This window comes from Pseudomonas sp. C2B4 (assembly GCF_013359695.1).
Lineage (GTDB): Bacteria > Pseudomonadota > Gammaproteobacteria > Pseudomonadales > Pseudomonadaceae > Aquipseudomonas.
In genome coordinates this window covers 23,221-37,902 of sequence record NZ_JABFMU010000036.1, presented here as the reverse complement: position 1 = coordinate 37,902, position 14,682 = coordinate 23,221, and the positions used below count along the sequence as shown (strand labels likewise).

Sequence of the window (14,682 nt, the reverse complement as noted above, 5' to 3'; positions counted from 1 at the left end):
CTTGTCAGGAGACCCCAAGATGCGTGTTGCCCGTTCCCTAGTCGTTGTTGCCCTGCTCCCCCTGTTCGCCGCCTGCCAGTTATTCGACGGATCCCGAGAAAGCGCCGCCCATGTAGGCCAGACCCGCATGCAGGGCCAGTTGAGCGCCGCCGACGGCAAGCTGTTGTTCCAGCCATGCGGCCAACCACAGCGTTATGCGGTCAACGACACGGGTGGCACCAGCGTCCTGCAACAGGCCGCGAGCCTGGCCAATGCCCAAGGCAAACTCTTTGCCGATGTGCGCGGGCGGATCGTCTCCGGTTCCGGCGACGGGCAACTGGACCTCGAACAGCTGTACCGCGTCGAACGTTCAGGTAACGGCTGTGAAGATCCTGACTTCAAAAAGCTGATCCTGCGCGCCGCCGGCCATGCCCCCGAGTGGAATGTTAGCGTCAGCGGCAAAGGCATGGTCATCACCCGAGCCGGCCAGCCGCCATTGGCCGTGCCCTACGTCGAAGAGCAACTGGGCGATGGCCGCTTCAACCTCAGCACCGAAGCCAACAATCAGCACATCGAACTGTGGGTCGCCCCACAACGCTGCGTCGACAGCAGCAACGGCAGCGTCCAGCACATGAGCGCCGAGTTGCGTATCAATGGCCAGGTGCAACGCGGATGCGGGTATTTCGGCGGATCGCGCGACGACTGATCGTTTAAGCCTCACGGGACCCGGCCTTTGCGGCTTATAATCGCCGGCTTCAAACGCCCTGGCGCAGTTGTGCGCCCCGCGAACCGGATCCCGTCATGTTACGAATCACCGAACTCAAGCTGCCGATCGACCATCCCGACGAAGACCTGCGCCCTGCCATCGTGCAGCGCCTGGGCATTGCCAGCGATGACCTGCTCGACTTCACCTTGTTCAAGCGCAGCTACGATGCGCGCAAAAAGTCTTCCGAACTGTGCTTCATCTACACCATCGACCTCAGCGTTCGCGACGAGGCAGCGGTGCTGCACAAGTTCGCCGATGATCGTAACGTCAACGTGGCGCCGGATGTCAGCTACAAAATGGTTGGCCAGGCGCCAGCCGATCCGGGCGCACGTCCGATCGTCGTCGGTTTTGGTCCGTGCGGTATTTTCGCCGGGCTGCTGCTGGCACAAATGGGCTTCAAGCCGATCATCCTCGAACGCGGCCCCGATGTGCGCCAGCGCACCAAGGACACCTGGGGTCTGTGGCGCAAAAGCGTGCTTAACCCCGAGTCCAACGTGCAGTTCGGCGAAGGCGGCGCGGGGACGTTTTCCGACGGCAAGCTCTACAGCCAGATCAAGGATCCGAAGTTCCTTGGCCGCAAGGTCCTGCACGAGTTCGTCAAGGCCGGTGCGCCGGAAGAAATCCTCTACGTCAGCAAACCGCACATTGGTACGTTCCGTCTGACCGGTGTCGTGGAAAACATGCGTGAGGAAATCCGTGCCCTTGGCGGTGAAGTGCGCTTCCAGCAGCGGGTCACCGACGTGCTGATCGAAGACGGGCAACTGGTCGGCGTCGAACTCCACGGCGGCGAGCAGATTCATTCGAAACACGTGATCCTGGCCCTCGGCCACAGCGCCCGGGACACGTTCCGCATGCTCCACGGCCGTGGCGTTTACATGGAGGCCAAGCCGTTCTCGGTGGGTTTCCGTATCGAGCACCCGCAGTCGCTGATCGACCGCGCGCGCCTGGGCAAATACGCCGGCCACCCGAAACTGGGTGCCGCCGACTACAAATTGGTGCACCACGCCAAGAACGGTCGCTCGGTCTACAGCTTCTGCATGTGCCCGGGCGGCACCGTGGTGGCGGCGACCTCCGAGCCTAACCGTGTGGTCACCAACGGCATGAGCCAGTACTCGCGTAATGAACGCAACGCCAACTCCGGCATCGTCGTCGGGATTACCCCGGAAGTCGACTATCCGGGCGGCCCGCTGGCCGGTATCGAGTTGCAGGAGCGTCTGGAGTCCCACGCCTATGTGCTGGGGGGCAGCAACTACGAAGCGCCGGCGCAACTGGTCGGCGACTTTATCGCTGGCAAGCCGTCCACCGAACTGGGCAGCGTCGAACCGTCCTACAAGCCAGGCGTTGCCCTGGGTGATCTGGCGCTGGCCTTGCCAGCCTTCGCCATCGAAGCCATTCGCGAAGCCTTGCCGGCCTTCGAGAAGCAGATTCGCGGTTACTCGCTGCACGACGCGGTGTTGACCGGGATCGAGACCCGCACCTCGTCGCCACTGCGGATCACTCGCAATGACTCGATGCAGAGCCTGAACGTGAAAGGCTTGTTCCCGGCCGGTGAAGGCGCGGGTTATGCGGGAGGGATTCTGTCGGCGGGTGTCGACGGGATTCGCATTGCTGAAGCGGTTGCCCGAGACATCCTCGGTCTCGAGGCCTGATACAAATCCCCTGTGGGAGCGAGCCTGCTCGCGAAAGCGGTAGATCATTCAACATCACTGTGAATGACACTCCGCCTTCGCGAGCAGGCTCGCTCCCACAAGGGTTCTGCAGTGTTTGAACGTCCTCAGATATTGGCGCGCAACACGCTGCCCGGCAGTGCAACACCCTGTTCGACACTCGCCGCCACCACCGCCATCAACCCGCTCAACTCATACCCCTCGGCCTTGAGCCATTTCTGATCGTAGTAAGTCGTTGCATAGCGCTCGCCGCTGTCGCACAGGATCGCCACGATCGACCCCGTCTCGCCGGCTGCCGCCATGTGCTGCGCCGCCATCAACGCGCCGATCAGGTTGGTCCCGCTCGATCCGCCAACATGCCGCCCCAAGCGCTCGGCCAGGTAGTGCATGGCCGCCAGTGACAGGGCATCCGGCACCTTGACCATCGCATCGATGACCTTGGGCAGAAACGACGCTTCCACCCGTGGCCGGCCAATGCCTTCAATTCGCGAACCATGGTCCAGGCGCAGGCTGGCATCGCCGTTCTGGTAAAAATCGAAGAACACTGAACGCTCGGCATCGGCACACAGCACGCGAGTGCAATGTTGGCGATAGCGCACGTAACGCCCCAGGGTGGCCGTGGTGCCGCCGGTACCCGGGCTGGAGATCAACCAACTCGGTTCCGGGTGCTTCTCGAAACGCATCTGCTGGAAGATCGATTCGGCAATGTTGTTGTTCGCCCGCCAGTCGGTCGCGCGTTCGGCGTAGGTGAACTGGTCGATGAAATGTCCGTCGTGTTCCCGCGCCAGACGCTCGGATTCGGCGTAGATCTGAGTCGGATCATTCACCAGATGAGTCTGGCCACCGTAGAAAGCGATCTGCGCGATCTTCTCCTTGGAGGTACTGGCCGGCACCACCGCAATGAAAGGCACCCCCAGCAACCGGGCGAAGTACGCCTCGGAAATCGCCGTCGAACCGCTGGACGCTTCAATCACCGGCGCACCGGGCTTGAGCCAGCCGTTACACAGCGCATACAAAAACAATGAGCGGGCCAAACGGTGCTTGAGGCTGCCGGTGGGATGGCTGGACTCATCCTTGAAGTACAGCTCGATGCCCGGAAAACCCGGCAGCGGCAAAGGGATCAGGTGGGTGTCGGCACTACGCTGGAAATCGGCTTCGATGATCCGGATGGCTTCACGGGCCCACTGTCGGTTGTCGCTCATGGTGGTTTTCTCGTTGGATCGGGCAGGAGTCTGGCTAATCACCAAGCTTAGGAAAAAACCTACATCCCGCACAGGTACAGCTGGGGTTCAATACGGCAGGCAACTGCTAGGCTCAGATCGCCTGAACGGATCAATCGGTTTGTAACGTCATATAACAAAAAAGAATATAACTTTTGTTTTAACTTCTAAGGGTACGGGTTAGGGTGTCCGACCTTTTGAATCGACTAATGGAGAGCGACTTTGCCTCTGCGTAGCACTTTCACGCGTTTCTTTCAGTTGGAAGCTGCCAGCGGTCTTCTGTTGATCGCCGCAGCCATTCTGGCTTTGATCATCAACAATTCCTCGCTGTCGTGGCTGTACAACGGCTTGCTGGACACGCCCGTGGTGGCTCAGGTCGGTGCGTTGAAGATCGCCAAGCCGCTGCTGCTTTGGATCAACGACGGACTGATGGCCCTGTTTTTCCTGCTGATCGGCCTGGAAGTGAAACGCGAAGTCCTCGACGGCCAGTTGTCCAAGCCGTCGCAAATCGTCCTGCCCGGTGCGGCCGCCATCGGTGGCATGGTGGTGCCAGCGCTGATCTACTGGTTCCTCAACCGTGACAACCCGCCAGCCCTCAGCGGCTGGGCCATCCCCACCGCTACCGACATCGCCTTCGCGCTCGGGGTACTGGCGCTGCTGGGCAAACGGGTTCCGGTGTCGCTGAAGCTGTTCCTGATGACCTTGGCAATCATCGACGACCTCGGCGCGATCATCATCATTGCGATCTTCTATTCCGGCGCGCTGTCGACCCTGTCCCTGGCACTGGCCGCGGCGTGCATCGCCGCGCTGGTCGGCATGAACCGATTCGGGGTGGTCAAGCTCGGGCCGTACATGATCATCGGCTTGATCCTCTGGGTCTGCGTGCTCAAGAGTGGTGTCCACGCCACGCTGGCGGGTGTGACCTTGGCCTTCTGCATTCCCCTGCGTACGAAAAACGCCGAACCGTCGCCACTGCTGACCCTGGAACACGCACTGCACCCATGGGTGGCCTACGGCATCCTGCCGCTATTTGCCTTCGCCAACGCCGGCCTGTCACTGAGCGGCGTGACCGTCGAGAGCTTCACCCATTACGTGCCGATGGGCATCGCAGTCGGCCTGCTGCTGGGTAAAACCATCGGCGTGTTCGGCCTGACCTGGCTGGCGGTGAAATCAGGCATCGCCGCCCTGCCCCAAGGTGCCAACTGGGGCCAGGTGCTGGGCGTGGCGATCCTCTGCGGCATCGGTTTCACAATGAGCCTGTTCGTCGGTTCCCTGGCCTTCGTACCGGGTGCCAGCGAATACGCCGGGATGGACCGAATGGGGATTTTGACTGGCTCGATACTGGCCGCATTGATCGGTTATGCGGTGACGGCGGCGGCGAGCCGCAGGAACAGCCTCCAGGTTTCATAGTCCGATACGCATTTGACTCCCGCGGCACTACCCAAAAAAGAAAACCCCCGATCAGGTGACTGATCGGGGGTTTCTTTTATCCGTATTCCCGCTTAGTGCGTAACGCGGCTTGTCCCGTCGACCGTGGCAATTCGCACACGCTCGCCAACGCGGAACACTTCGTTTTCCTGAACCTGTTGCACGTAGGCACGCATGCTGCCGTCGTCTTCGCGCACGGTGATTTCGACACCTTGTGTACGGGTCAGGCCTTCTTCGGCCGCCGAGCCCACCAGGCCGCCAGCGACTGCGCCGATGACCGCAGCGACGATGCTGCCTTTACCGCCACCGATGGCGCTGCCGCCAACACCACCGACCGCCGCACCGGCGATGCTGCCGATTGGGGTTTTGGTGCCTTCGATTTTCACCGGGCGCAGGGCTTCGATGGTGCCCATGCGAACCGTCTGCACGCGACGCGCTTCGTCACGGGAGTAGGAGTCACCGGTCAGGCTCGATTGGCAGCCGGTAAGCAACATCGCCATCGTGGAAAAGGAAGCAACCAGCAGAACAGACTTACGCATAGCATCAACTCCAAAGGACAGGTAACCATTAAACTCCGCAGATTGACGCATGTCACGGCATCGCCCGGATAAAATTGCTTTGATTCAGGCCTTGTACAGGCACCTGCGTGAACTCACCACACAGTAGTGGCAAATTGCGCGATCTGCCCTCCAGAGACAGGATTTTCATGGATTACTTTATCATTGTCGTCACAACCGTTGCCGGCCTGTATTTCCACTGGTGGCTATACGTGAGGATCAAACGCTGGATGGACCGCGATCTGGCGTTATCGCTGGCGGGCAACGACGAACGCAAAAAAGCGTTCATGCTCCAGCAACTGGCGAACGCTCAAGCGCAAAAGATCAAGCGTCGAGACCTGCCGCAATGGCTGGAAGCCGCAGCGGCAGGCTATCTCGAGCGGTAGACTGCTCAGGGTGCCAGACGTTCAAGAATCCAGTCGGCGCCCTGCAAGCGATAGTTGAGGCGATCGTGCAGGCGGCTCGAACGGCCCTGCCAGAACTCGATGCGCTCCGGTAACAAACGGTAACCACCCCAGTGTTCAGGGCAGTGAGGCTGGCTGTCGCTGAAACGTTGTTCGGTGTCCTTGAGCAACGATTCCAGTTCAGCACGATCGGCGATTACCTGGCTTTGCGGCGATGCCCAAGCCCCCAGGCGGCTACCCAGCGGACGAACCTGATAGTAAGCGTCGGACTCTTCAGGCGTGACCTTCATCACCCGCCCTTCGATGCGCACCTGACGCTCCAGGGCAGGCCAGAAGAAGGTCATGGCCGCGAACGGATTCGCAGCCAGCTGCTGGCCCTTGGCACTGTCGTAGTTGGTGAAGAAGGTGAAACCCGTCGCGTCCAGCCCTTTGAGCAGCAGGATGCGGCAATGCGGTCGACCTTCCTGATCGACCGTGGCCAATGTCATGGCGTTGGCTTCCACCGGTGCCTGCTCGGTTTTCACCGCGTCGGCGAACCATTGGTGGAACAGCGCGAACGGCTCGGCCGGGGCTTGCGCCTCGGTCAGGCCATCACGGGTGTAATCGCGGCGCATATCAGCCAGAGCCTTGGTCATGACGCATTCCTTTTAGTCAGCAAATCACTGCTTTGTGGTATCGGTAACGACTTTCTTGTCAGCCGCAGCGGCCTTGGCCGGTGCTGTCTTTTTCGCCGGAGTCGCCGTCTTGGCCGGGGCCTTTTTGACCGGGGCCTTGGCAGCTTTCTTCGCGGGTGCTTTTTTCGCCACCGGTGCAGCGGCTTTTTTCGCATCGGCGGGCGCTGGCGTCACAGGCTTGGCTGCCGGCTTGGCGTCCTGGGCTGCGACCGTGCGCACAGGCGCCGGGGCTGGCATGTTGTACTTGCTCAGCAACGCGATCATGGTGTCTTGCGGAGTCACCAGCAATTCTACCCGACGGTTCAGTGCGCGCCCTTCGACGCTGTCGTTGGCTGCACGCGGAGCCTCGCTGCCCATACCGCGCAGCATCAGACGATCACGCTGCAGGCCGCTGAGACGGAAAATCGCTGCGACCGACTGGGCACGCTCCTGGCTCAGCTTGACGTTGGCGGGCGCGGCGCCGGAGGTGTCGCTATGACCCAGCACCAACACGGCAGTTTTCGGGTCGGCTTCAAGGATTTTCGCCACGCGGGTGAACGGGCCGAGGGTGACGGGCAGCAGCATGGCCGGACGGTCCGGGTTGAACGAGCCTTCGACCGGCGCGATTACCACCAGCACGTTTTCACGGCGTTCCAGTTGCAGGTTGCTGTCCTTGATCGCCGTGCGCAGACGGGGTTCGTAGTCGTCGAGCCAGGCCTGGGTCACTTTCGGGTCGGGCATCGGTACGGCTTTGGCCGTGGTTTTTTCCTTGCCGCCGAACGGCCACCACCACTTGCCGCCAGAATCGGCATCAGCCTTGGTCACTGCTACTGGTTTGGCTTCAGGCTTCGCTTCAGTTTTTACTTGCAGCGGTTTGGCAGCTGGCTTTTCAGCGCTGTCATCAGAGCCGAACGGCCAGTACCAGTGGCTGCTGCTTTCCGTCTTGGCCACCGGGGTGGTCGCCGCTGGTTTCAAGGGTGCCGGAGCGGGCTCTTTGGCCGCGACTTTGTCGGAGGAACTGAACGGCCACCAGCTGCCGCCGTCCGCATCATTTTTCGGATTCTGTGCGCAACCGGTAATAGCGAAGCACAGTGCCAAGGCGAGGGTTGGTTTGGTTGACATTGGATATCCACAAAAATGAAGTCAAAAAAAAAGCGGGCCGGTCAAGCCCGTATAAACAGATGATTTGAAACTGAAAAGGCTTTTGGGTTCCGGACCTGGGACCTTCGAGCGTGATTTACAGACAAGTGGCCAGTACCCGCACAAGCTTTTGTGCGCGCGGATCCATCAAGACGTACGGCCCCAGTGTATTTGTCACAAAACCGAAAGCCACATCATGCTCCGGGTCAGCAAAACCGATGGAACCACCGGCGCCCGGATGCCCGAACGCTCGCGGGCCAAGGCCGAAGGTGGCGTTAGGCACGTCCGGCTGATCAAGCATGCAGCCCAGGCCGAAACGGGTCCGGGTCAACAAGGTCTTGTCTTCGCCAAGGCTGTGTTCACGGGTCAATTCATCGAGCATTTCGCTTTCGAGCAGGCTGCCATCGAGCAGGCCGGCGTAAAACCCGGCCAGGCTGCGGGCGTTGCCGTGGCCATTGGCGGCCGGCTGCTGCATGCGTCGCCATTCCGGCTTGTTGGTGCTGGTCAGTACCGACGGTGGATTGGTGAAGGCACGGGTGGTCATGGCCGTCGGCTCGCGCATGGTCACTTGCAGCAGGCGTTGGGCCGCCGCATCGCCGACGTTGCCTTTGCCACGAGCGATGTGTGCCACACGGTGGAATTCTTCATCGGCCAGGCCAACGTGAAAATCCAGCCCCAAAGGCTTGGCCACCCGGGCCACGATAGATTCACCCGGCCCGCGACCGTCGGCACGACGCAGCAACTCGCCAATCAGCCAGCCATAAGTGATCGCGGCATAGCCGTGGCCTTCACCGGGCGTCCACCAAGGGGCTTCGGCCGCCAAGGCGTCAACCATCGTCTGCCAGTCGTACAGCGCTTCGGGGGCCAGTAATTCACGCAGCGCTGGCAGACCGGCACGATGGCTGAGCAATTGGCGCAGGGTCACGGATTCTTTGCCGGCCGCAGCGAACTCCGGCCAGTAGCGGGCAACGGGGGCATCCAGCTGCAACTTGCCTTCGGCCACCAGTTGCAAAGCCGTGACGGCGGTGAAGGTTTTGGTGCAGGAGAACAGGTTGGCGATGGTATCGCTGTGCCAGGCCTCGGCGCCGTCCTTGTCGGCGGTGCCGGACCACAGGTCAAGCACGGTTTCGCCGCCGATGCGGATGCACAACGCCGCGCCACGCTCCTGAGGATCGTCGAACAACGCCGCGAACGCTTCACGCACTGCCTCGAACTTAAGCTCGTAATGACCCTGAATCTGCACCCGCAACTCCCCGGATAAACACTGTAAAAAGTGGCCCGCATTGTTCCAGCCCTCGAGGGATTTGGGAACAGGGGCGGGCCGGGCGATCAATCGCCCTCGGAACTGATCGGAAATGCATTGCGCCTGTAAAGACGCCTTCGCGAGCAAGCCCGCTCCCACAATGGCTCGACGCAGCATTGTGGGAGCGAGCCTGCTCGCGAAGAACGATAAAGCGGTCAATCAGGACTCAATGACCTTTGCCGGAATGCCCACCCGCGCCCTTCTCCGGGCCTTTATCCGCCTCGGCCTGGCGTCCGCCTTCGGTGTCATGGCGGGCTTTGTCGGCTTCGGCGCTGGCTTTCTGCGCTTGCTTGACCAACTGATCGACGGCCGCCAGGTTGCTCTTGCGCACGTTGTCGACAAAACCCTGGAATGGCAGATCGGTGATGCCCACCAGTCCGAAGTGACCGTTTTCGCCATCCAGCAGGCGCCCCGTCACGGGTTGGTCGAGGTACTGGAACCAGTGCACACCCACAATCGACGGCTCGCTCAGCGCCTGTTTGAGAAAGTTCGCGTAGGCCGGGCCACGGTCTTCTTCCTTCGCCAGTGGCGTCACACCACCCCAGAACGGGCCGCGATCCGTCGAACCGAAGTTGAACTCGGTGATCAGCACGGGCTTGTCGAGGCTGCGCAGTGTGGCGAAGTCATAGCCATCCTGCGGTTGCAGGGTGTACAGGTTGAAACTCAACACATCGCAATACCGGGCGCAGGACTCGACAGCTTCCGGCGTGCTGATGGCAAAGCGGCCGCCGAGCAACAAATGGTTCGGTGCGTGCCACTTGAGCGAGTCCGAAATGGTCTTGAAGTAAGTGTCGGCGAAGACCTTCTGGAAGTATTTGAAGTCAGCCTCGATTTCCGGGTGCTCCGCGCTTGGCAGCGGCGGCACGAAACCTGGGTCTTCCATCAATTCCCAGGCTGGCAAATCAATACCCCAGGCTTTGGAAAGTCCGGCCTGATTACGGTATTTGTCGCGCAGTTGCTTGAGGAACGCGCGTTTGGCCGGTACATCGGTGGTCATTTTCAAGGTGCCGTAGGCCAGGGCATAGCGGGCCTTCGGATCATCGCCAGGGCCGGCCCAGGCCAGCTCGTTGTCGGCAAAGTAACCAACCAGCCATGGATCGTCGCGATGGTCGCGGGTGGCGATGGCCACGGCGCGTTCGGTGGCCATGGCAAAACGCGGGTCGAACGGGTCGGGCATGCCGCCCCACCAGTCGTTACCGGTACTGATGCTGGTGTAATCGCCGACGATCGACAGCGGCAAGGTGTACGGCATGCGTTCCGAGTCCGCCAACGCGGGCGCGCTCCAGTTGCCCACGGTGTTGAAACCCCAGGCTTGCAGGCGATCAAGGGTCTGGCTGGCCCAGCGTTTTTCGTCGAACACCGCTTTGCAGGGTTCGGCCGGCACTGGCTCGATCGCTTTCGCCGCCGTCGCGCCCTCGGCATCTGCCTTGGCCGCTTCGGCAACACCGGATTCGGCGGTCGATGGAACAACCGGTGGCTCGGCGGCCTTCTGCGCAGTGGCCTCTACCGCATCGGCCTTGGCCGCTGCCGCCACGCCGGCCTTGGTATCGCTGCCCAGCGCACAAGGGTCGCCGTACAGACGTTGCAGGTTGGCGCCATAGAAGTCGTACCAGCGCCCGAAATTGAAGCCCCGTCCCTGATCGACGCCGTTGCCGCCACGGTTATCGCCTTCACCGTAGTGGTTGGCCAGCGGCTCCTCAGGCTTGGGCAAGGATTCGAACATCCATTCGCGGCCGGCGATGTAAGTCTGGTTGACGTCTGCCGCGACGGTATTGACGCCCAGCGAGTAGAACGGATACCCCAGCGGCGTTACCAGATACCAGCGGCCATCGCGTTTTTCAGTGCGAAAGAAACCACTGCCCTTGAATGCCGGGCCCTGGGTCCAGCCACCGAACTTGTCCAGCGACGACTTCTCCCGTCCGGCCAGCCAGGTGTTCAGTTGTTGCTGTTCCTTGGCGGCAGCGGACTTCAGTTGTTCGTCATTGGCGATTTTCTCCGGCCATTTACCCCGGGTCGACTGGCCGTAGGCGTCCACCAGATTGCCGTATACGGCTTGGGTGACCGCATCCCCGTCCTGCACACCGAAACGCTCGAGCAGAATGCTTTGGGCGGCCTTGGGTTGATCCATCCACAGACTGACCGATACGACCTGGCTGCGGTCCAGTTCGCCACTGCTGCTGGCCAGAAATACCCGCTGACCATCAACGGTGGTTGGCATCGGCGGCCCGGCCTTCATGCCCTGAGCCAGCGGCGAAGTCGCAACCAGCGGCACCAACAATGTCTGCGCAGGACCGGCCGGCAGGTCGATACGGCTGACCAGTGTCTTACCGTCGTTGCTCTGGATTTGCACATAGAGCGTGATCGCCCAGTTCATCGCACTCTGAATGCGCAGGCTCATCATTGCCGACTGCGACCAGTCCCAGGCGCCGGTTTGCGGGGTCATGCGCAAGGTCGGGCGGGCCACCGGATTGAAAGTCACCCGGCGCAGCACTTCGCCTTCAGGCGTTTGCTCGGCGTTGGCTTGCGGCAGATCGGCGTTCTCGGTGACCACCCGCACCACATCGGCGGGCCGGACAAAGTTGAACAGGGTCTGCTGAGCGGCTGGAGCTGCCAGCAACGGGGCAGCGAAAATCAAGGTCAATACAGCAGGTAACGAACGGCGGATCATGAGAACGAAATTCTCCCTAACGACCTCAATGGGCCAGTGGAAAAGCGGTGGCAGAGAGATAGACAACGCGGTGGGCAGATTTGCCCACCGGTATCAGGAAATTTCGCGCCGGAAGGGTGGCAACGCATTGAGGATCGCCTTGCCATAGCGCTGGGTGACCAGGCGCCGGTCGAGCAAGGTGATGGTGCCGCGGTCTTCTTCGGTACGCAGCAAGCGACCGCAGGCCTGGACCAGTTTCAGCGAGGCGTCCGGCACGGAGATCTCCATGAAGGGGTTGCCGCCCCGGGCTTCGATCCACTCCGCCAGCGCGGCTTCGACCGGATCATCGGGCACCGAGAACGGAATCTTGGCGATGACCACGTGCTCGCAATACGCACCGGGCAAATCGACCCCTTCGGCGAAACTCGCCAGGCCGAACAACACGCTCGAATCCCCGCCGTCGACCCGCGCCTTGTGCTTGTTCAGGGTTTCCTGCTTCGACAGGTTGCCCTGGATGAACACCTGCTTGCGCCAATCGCGATCGAGACCGTCGAACACGTCCTGCATCTGTTTGCGCGAAGAGAACAACACCAGCGTGCCCCGCGAGCCTTCGACCAGCTCGGGCAGATCGCGAATGATTGCCGCGGTGTGTGCCGCTGCATCCCGAGGGTCGGCGTTGAGGTTCGGCACCCGCAACACACCGGCGTCGGCGTGATGGAACGGGCTCGGCACCACGGCGGTCACGGCTTTTTTCGGCAGGCCGGCGCGCATGCGGAACCGGTCGAACGTACCGAGGGCGGTCAAGGTCGCGGAGGTCACCAGGGCTCCGTAGGCCACGTTCCACAGATTGCGTCGCAGCATTTCCGCCGCGAGGATCGGGCTGGCGTTGACCTCGATATCGAACAGGGAACCGCTTTCGGCCAGGGTCAACCAGCGCGCCATGGGCGGGTTGTCTTCCGGGTCTTCGACGGTGAACGCAGTCCACAACTCCCAGTTGCCCGAAGAACGGGACAGCAGGCTGCCGAACAGCGGATACCACTCTTCGGCCTGATTGCTGGCGATACCGATATTGACCTCGCCGTCCATGCCCTCCTTGAGCAAGTCGGTGAGGCGCGTAAACAGATCGGTCAGGCGGGCAAAGCCCTTTTTCAGTTCGATGCCCATCTCGCGCATGTGCTCGGGGATCACCCCGCCGACGAAACGATGGCGTGGCCGTTCGCGCCCTTCGACATCTTCGCCGGGTTTGAAATCGGCGATCTGCTCGCAAGCGGTAAACATGAACTGCTGCTGGGTCTTGATCTCCCGCGCCAGCTCCGGCACCTGCTCGATCAGCTTGCCCAGATCCCCCGGCAGCGGATGTTGGGCCAGCAGTTTGGTGAGGTTCTTGGCGGTGGTTTCCAGCCAGTCGGCGGTGGAGCGCAAGCGTGTGTAATGGGCGAAATGGCCGATGGCCTTGTCAGGCAGGTGATGGCCTTCGTCGAAAACGTAGATGGTATCGCGCGGGTCCGGCAGCACCGCTCCACCGCCCAGGGCCAGGTCGGCCAGCACCATGTCGTGGTTGGTGACGATCACGTCGACCTTGCCCATGCCTTCGCGGGCCTTGTAGAAGGCGCACTGACCGAAGTTCGGGCAATGGCGGTTGGTGCACTGGCTGTGATCGGTGGTCAGGCGTGCCCAGTCGGCGTCCTCCAGGGCGTTCGGCCAACTGTCACGGTCGCCGTCCCACTTATTGCCGGCGAGTTTCTCGATCATGCTGGTAAACAGCTTTTGACTGGCCTCATCGACCTCGATCTTGAAGCCTTCTTCTTCGAACAGCTGTGCCGTGGCAGTTTGCGCGTGGCCTTCCTGAAGCAGCATGTCGAGCTTGGACAGGCACATGTAGCGCCCGCGCCCCTTGGCCAGGGCGAAACTGAAATTCAGCCCGCTGTTGCGCATCAGGTCGGGCAGATCCTTGAAGACGATCTGCTCCTGCAGGGCGACGGTGGCCGTGGCGATTACCAGCCGCTTTCCGGCAGCCTTGGCGGTGGGAATGGCCGCCAGGCTGTAGGCAACGGTCTTGCCGGTACCGGTGCCGGCTTCCACCGCGACAATTGCCGGCTCGCCACTGCGCCGGCCTTCGTCGTCGGTGTCGATGTCACCGAGGACCTTGGCGACTTCGGCGATCATCAGGCGTTGGCCGTAGCGCGGCTTGAGGCTCTTGGCTTCGAGAAAACGCGAATAGGCGCCCTGGATCGTGGTTTTGAGTTCAGTGCTGATCATGGATTGTCGGGCGCAAAAAACGCTGGATAAATTTTCAGTGGTTCGGATCGGCCGCTATCATACCCCGCTAATGAATCCCGCGCAGAACGGAGTACCCCAATGACACCTTTTAGCCTCATTTATAGCCTGCATGTACTGGCGGCCCTGGTCTGGGTCGGCGGCATGTTTTTCGCCTGGATGGTCCTGCGTCCCGCAGCAATCAAGGCACTTGAAGGCCCTGCCCGGTTGAAGTTGTGGGTAGAAGTGTTTCAAGGTTTTTTCCGCTGGGTCTGGGTAGCGGTGGTGCTGCTGCCGGTCAGCGGCGTGGGCATGCTGAATCTGCACTTCGCCGGTTTTGAACTGGCGCCGCGTTATGTGCAGGTGATGATGGGGTTGTATGTGGTGATGACGGCGCTGTTTATCCGGATTCAGGCGTTGATGCTGCCGGAACTGCGCACTGCCGTGGAGGCGCAGGATTGGCCGGTCGGGGCGGCGGTGCTGGGACGAATTCGCAGGGTGGTGGGGATCAACCTGATTGTCGGGTTGGTGGTGGTGGCGATTGCTGCGGTCAGGCCAACCTTCTAAAAGCTTCGCGGGCAAGCCCGCTCCCACAGGTTTATCACAGCCATGTGGGAGCGGTCTTGCCCGCGAATGCAATTGATCAGGCGACAACCATGTCA

12 protein-coding genes are annotated in these 14,682 nt (G+C 61.4%); 5 read left to right on the top strand and 7 right to left on the bottom strand.

The genetic code is table 11. The features are described 5' to 3' along the window. Positions 1 to 19 precede the first annotated feature (19 nt). Both HNQ83_RS20890 and HNQ83_RS20885 read left to right on the top strand, forming a co-directional pair. Positions 20 to 685, top strand: a complete 666-nt coding sequence (locus HNQ83_RS20890; RefSeq protein ID WP_175390681.1) for a COG3650 family protein — start codon at positions 20 to 22, stop codon at positions 683 to 685. 95 nt (positions 686 to 780) lie between these two features. Then, positions 781 to 2,394 (top strand): NAD(P)/FAD-dependent oxidoreductase, encoded by a 1,614-nt coding sequence (locus HNQ83_RS20885; protein WP_175390680.1) that lies wholly within the window; start codon positions 781 to 783, stop codon positions 2,392 to 2,394. Between the two features lie 125 nt (positions 2,395 to 2,519). Here the strand turns inward: HNQ83_RS20885 and HNQ83_RS20880 are convergent, their stop codons facing one another. After that, positions 2,520 to 3,614: a PLP-dependent cysteine synthase family protein gene (locus HNQ83_RS20880; protein WP_175390679.1), complete on the bottom strand. Its 1,095-nt coding sequence runs from the start codon at positions 3,612 to 3,614 to the stop codon at positions 2,520 to 2,522. 240 nt (positions 3,615 to 3,854) lie between these two features. Between HNQ83_RS20880 and nhaA the strand changes: the two genes are divergently transcribed. Continuing rightward, entirely contained in the window at positions 3,855 to 5,042 is a 1,188-nt protein-coding gene (nhaA, locus tag HNQ83_RS20875) for a Na+/H+ antiporter NhaA (RefSeq protein WP_175390678.1), read from the top strand. A 92-nt stretch (positions 5,043 to 5,134) separates the two neighbouring features. Here nhaA and HNQ83_RS20870 read toward each other — a convergent pair whose 3' ends face one another. Beyond that, positions 5,135 to 5,599 (bottom strand): glycine zipper 2TM domain-containing protein, encoded by a 465-nt coding sequence (locus HNQ83_RS20870; RefSeq protein WP_137807050.1) that lies wholly within the window; start codon positions 5,597 to 5,599, stop codon positions 5,135 to 5,137. A gap of 167 nt (positions 5,600 to 5,766) precedes the next feature. On the opposite strand from HNQ83_RS20870, the gene HNQ83_RS20865 reads away from it, so the two are divergent. Further along, entirely contained in the window at positions 5,767 to 6,003 is a 237-nt protein-coding gene (locus HNQ83_RS20865) for a hypothetical protein (RefSeq protein ID WP_175390677.1), read from the top strand. A 5-nt stretch (positions 6,004 to 6,008) separates the two neighbouring features. On the opposite strand, the gene pdxH is transcribed toward HNQ83_RS20865, so the two are convergent. The 5 genes from pdxH to dinG form a co-directional block, all read right to left on the bottom strand. Next, positions 6,009 to 6,656 (bottom strand): pyridoxamine 5'-phosphate oxidase, encoded by a 648-nt coding sequence (gene pdxH / locus HNQ83_RS20860; RefSeq protein ID WP_175390676.1) that lies wholly within the window; start codon positions 6,654 to 6,656, stop codon positions 6,009 to 6,011. Between the two features lie 24 nt (positions 6,657 to 6,680). Continuing rightward, complete coding sequence (locus tag HNQ83_RS20855; RefSeq protein ID WP_175390675.1) at positions 6,681 to 7,796, bottom strand: OmpA family protein; 1,116 nt, start codon at positions 7,794 to 7,796, stop codon at positions 6,681 to 6,683. A gap of 115 nt (positions 7,797 to 7,911) precedes the next feature. Then, a complete protein-coding gene (locus HNQ83_RS20850; protein WP_175390674.1) occupies positions 7,912 to 9,057 on the bottom strand; it encodes a serine hydrolase in 1,146 nt (381 codons plus the stop codon). Between the two features lie 226 nt (positions 9,058 to 9,283). Further along, a complete protein-coding gene (locus HNQ83_RS20845) occupies positions 9,284 to 11,785 on the bottom strand; it encodes a beta-agarase (RefSeq protein WP_175390673.1) in 2,502 nt (833 codons plus the stop codon). Positions 11,786 to 11,878: 93 nt separating this feature from the next. Beyond that, positions 11,879 to 14,023, bottom strand: a complete 2,145-nt coding sequence (gene dinG / locus HNQ83_RS20840; protein ID WP_175390672.1) for an ATP-dependent DNA helicase DinG — start codon at positions 14,021 to 14,023, stop codon at positions 11,879 to 11,881. 99 nt (positions 14,024 to 14,122) lie between these two features. Between dinG and HNQ83_RS20835 the strand changes: the two genes are divergently transcribed. Further along, positions 14,123 to 14,587, top strand: coding sequence for a CopD family protein (locus tag HNQ83_RS20835; protein ID WP_175390671.1), 465 nt, complete (start codon positions 14,123 to 14,125; stop codon positions 14,585 to 14,587). The last annotated feature ends 95 nt before the right edge of the window (positions 14,588 to 14,682 follow it).

What these genes read in the sequence shown, in the direction of transcription:
- HNQ83_RS20835 (WP_175390671.1), top strand. Translation starts at nt 14,123, where the DNA reads ATGACACCTTTTAGCCTCATTTATAGCCTGCATGTACTGGCGGCCCTG.
- HNQ83_RS20865 (WP_175390677.1), top strand. Translation starts at nt 5,767, where the DNA reads ATGGATTACTTTATCATTGTCGTCACAACCGTTGCCGGCCTGTATTTC.
- HNQ83_RS20870 (WP_137807050.1), bottom strand. Translation starts at nt 5,599, where the DNA reads ATGCGTAAGTCTGTTCTGCTGGTTGCTTCCTTTTCCACGATGGCGATG.
- HNQ83_RS20880 (WP_175390679.1), bottom strand. Translation starts at nt 3,614, where the DNA reads ATGAGCGACAACCGACAGTGGGCCCGTGAAGCCATCCGGATCATCGAA.
- HNQ83_RS20845 (WP_175390673.1), bottom strand. Translation starts at nt 11,785, where the DNA reads ATGATCCGCCGTTCGTTACCTGCTGTATTGACCTTGATTTTCGCTGCC.
- HNQ83_RS20855 (WP_175390675.1), bottom strand. Translation starts at nt 7,796, where the DNA reads ATGTCAACCAAACCAACCCTCGCCTTGGCACTGTGCTTCGCTATTACC.
- pdxH (WP_175390676.1), bottom strand. Translation starts at nt 6,656, where the DNA reads ATGACCAAGGCTCTGGCTGATATGCGCCGCGATTACACCCGTGATGGC.
- HNQ83_RS20885 (WP_175390680.1), top strand. Translation starts at nt 781, where the DNA reads ATGTTACGAATCACCGAACTCAAGCTGCCGATCGACCATCCCGACGAA.
- dinG (WP_175390672.1), bottom strand. Translation starts at nt 14,023, where the DNA reads ATGATCAGCACTGAACTCAAAACCACGATCCAGGGCGCCTATTCGCGT.
- HNQ83_RS20890 (WP_175390681.1), top strand. Translation starts at nt 20, where the DNA reads ATGCGTGTTGCCCGTTCCCTAGTCGTTGTTGCCCTGCTCCCCCTGTTC.